This window comes from Butyrivibrio sp. YAB3001 (genome assembly GCF_900112195.1).
GTDB lineage: Bacteria > Bacillota > Clostridia > Lachnospirales > Lachnospiraceae > Butyrivibrio.
In genome coordinates this window covers 1-2,274 of the sequence record NZ_FOKR01000048.1, presented here as the reverse complement: position 1 = coordinate 2,274, position 2,274 = coordinate 1, and the positions used below count along the sequence as shown (strand labels likewise).

The 2,274-nt window shown below is 37.9% G+C and carries 3 protein-coding genes and 1 pseudogene; 2 read left to right on the top strand and 2 right to left on the bottom strand.

Annotated elements, in window-relative coordinates; genetic code table 11:
• Positions 1–187: pseudogene (locus BM086_RS20345) on the bottom strand (PD-(D/E)XK nuclease family transposase); the annotation flags it as partial.
• Between the two features lie 325 nt (positions 188–512).
• Here BM086_RS20345 and BM086_RS21200 point away from each other — a divergent pair.
• Together BM086_RS21200 and BM086_RS20340 are read left to right on the top strand one after the other, a co-directional pair.
• On the top strand, positions 513–665 hold the full coding sequence (locus BM086_RS21200; protein ID WP_175560409.1) for a hypothetical protein: 153 nt from the start codon (positions 513–515) through the stop codon (positions 663–665).
• Positions 666–754: 89 nt separating this feature from the next.
• A complete protein-coding gene (locus tag BM086_RS20340) occupies positions 755–1,120 on the top strand; it encodes a helix-turn-helix domain-containing protein (RefSeq protein ID WP_092332335.1) in 366 nt (121 codons plus the stop codon).
• 158 nt (positions 1,121–1,278) lie between these two features.
• On the opposite strand, the gene BM086_RS20335 is transcribed toward BM086_RS20340, so the two are convergent.
• Positions 1,279–2,274 (bottom strand): PD-(D/E)XK nuclease family transposase (locus BM086_RS20335; RefSeq protein ID WP_092332330.1); only part of this gene is annotated, 996 nt, incomplete at its 5' end.

The window sequence follows — 2,274 nt, the reverse complement described above, 5'->3', positions numbered from 1 at the left end:
TAAAATAAGGGTCGTAGAGCATTTTTATTCCTTTTGCTCCTGTGCAGATTTGCAGGAATTCTTTTTGCTGATATTCAGTCCAGGAAGTGAAGAGAACAAAAAGTTCTGGTTTTGAGCAGATTTCTGCCAGGATTTCTTTTTCGGTCTTTAGAACCGGAAAGAATTGTTTTAATAAATTATTTGTCATTAATTAATTCCTTTCTGTTGTTACTGTTGTGGATTTGTTAGGCTGTGCAAGTGGTAAGTTTTTTGTGATTTGAGAAAAAAACGGGAAGCGGTTTTCGACAAATGAAAAATAGTTTGCCACTCACAAATACTTGCCGATTAAAGGCATAGCAGCCGGAAATATAGAAGTAACAGATATTTTTGATGGCTCAGAAATGAGCAACAAATCTAGGTTATCATAAAATTCTTAAGATTTACCGTCGAAAATTCTTAATGTTTTCTTAATGTTTAAATTTTTTTATTAGTAAATTCATATTTTGGTGCGTGTGTAGTGAGGTATTTATCATATGCAAAGAAAAACTATTGAACAAGGAAATATGACGCTTCAGGAGATGCTGAGGCAGTTTCGGAAGGATGCTGGGAAATATGAGAAGGATATGTTAATGATCAGACAGAAATGCGCACTATGCTGCGCATTTCGTGAGAATATGATTCAGTAGTGAGCGCATTCCTCGCCGCAGGCGAATTGGAATGAATGCGCGAATTAGTTACTGAAGCGAGCTGAAAGCGAGTGAACAGTGACTAAGATATAGCGAAGCTGATAAGAGTAAAAAGCGGCACGTATTCTGCATATGAAACGGGGAGGATAGTGCCTTCTGCGGATAAGCTCTATGCGCTTGCCAAGTATTATGATATTAGTGCGGATATGTTGTTATCCAAGCTGATTAATGAAGATAATCTTACTTATAGCAAGCAGACGTCTATTGGAGATAATAATGGGAATAGCAATGATGGTGGTATTGTATATGGCGATTCCTGTGAAAAAGCGTCGGAGCTTCAGAAGGTAAGAGATGATAACAAGCAGCTTGATGAGCTTGCTTACTATTACAAGAACCTCACGATGAGCCAGAAGAAAGTGGTTTATGATCTGGCTAAAACATTGTATTCTGGTTGAGTCAATCAAAAAATGAGGAATGTTGTGAATAGCAAGTGTTTTGGAGGGAATTTAGGACTGTGTTACCTTTTACATAAAAGACGTTGAAGACTAAAGAGCATGCTCTAGAGAAATTGTATCTAGGGCATGCTCTTTTACTTTTAAATATTCAATTATTATTATGTTTGCTTTTTGTATGCTTCGAGTTCAGCTGTGAGCTGGGCGATAATTTTTTCATTGGTAGAGATGGTATTGTCTTTATCGGCGAGGGCTTTGTCTTTATCAGCAATAGATTTGTCTTTGTTGGCAATTGTCGTGTATGCAGTATCAAGCTCTTCCTTAGTAGTATCAAGCTCTTCCTTAGTAGTATCAAGTTCCTCCTTAGTAGAATCAAGCTCTTCCTTAGTGGAATCAAGCTCTTCCTGAAGTTCATCAATCATGTATTTTACGGTATTACGATCAAGGATTTGAAGTTCTTTTGAAAACATTTCCATACCCCTTTCTACGTTGAGACAAGTTTCGTAAAGGTCATCGTAAATGGCTTTGAAACGAGGATATTTCTGGATGAGCTGGACGATATACTCAGGTTCATCACTTCCGAGGAATGTCAGCCATGCGTCAAGCTTATTCTTTATACCATTATTATGAAGATTGTTAAGGAAAATATCAATCGGAACAAAGATAAAATTTTCTAGCATGTTGAGGTTTATCCCAGTATCAGAAGTAGTCCTGAAGTTATGAATGTAGCAGTCAGGTTGGTCATTAAAAATGCTTGGGCTGCTTTCCATGAATACTATTGTATAGACAGGATGAACATCTTTGTAGGTGAACAGTTTTTTTCTCTGATCACGTACTCGTTTATACTGACGAAGCAAAAGATCTGCAGAGTAGCAAGATGCTCTTTCTCCCGTATAGGCATAGCCGATTTTTTGTACTTCGACGTTGGCAATGGTGCCATCTTCCAGTTCAACAACGATATCAGTAATGATAAGCGAACTTTCGTCGCCAAGGCGGGTTGTGTCGTTGGGAAGAACTTCCTTTACTTTGACCTTTCTTTTCATAACTTCGCTGAGCATATCTGAGAGACGTTCCGGATCATACTCAGGATTAAAGCATTCCTTAAAATAAGGGTCGTAGAGCATTTTTATTCCTTTTGCTCCTGTGCAGATTTGCAG

What these genes read in the sequence shown, in the direction of transcription:
- BM086_RS21200 (WP_175560409.1), top strand. Translation starts at nt 513, where the DNA reads ATGCAAAGAAAAACTATTGAACAAGGAAATATGACGCTTCAGGAGATG.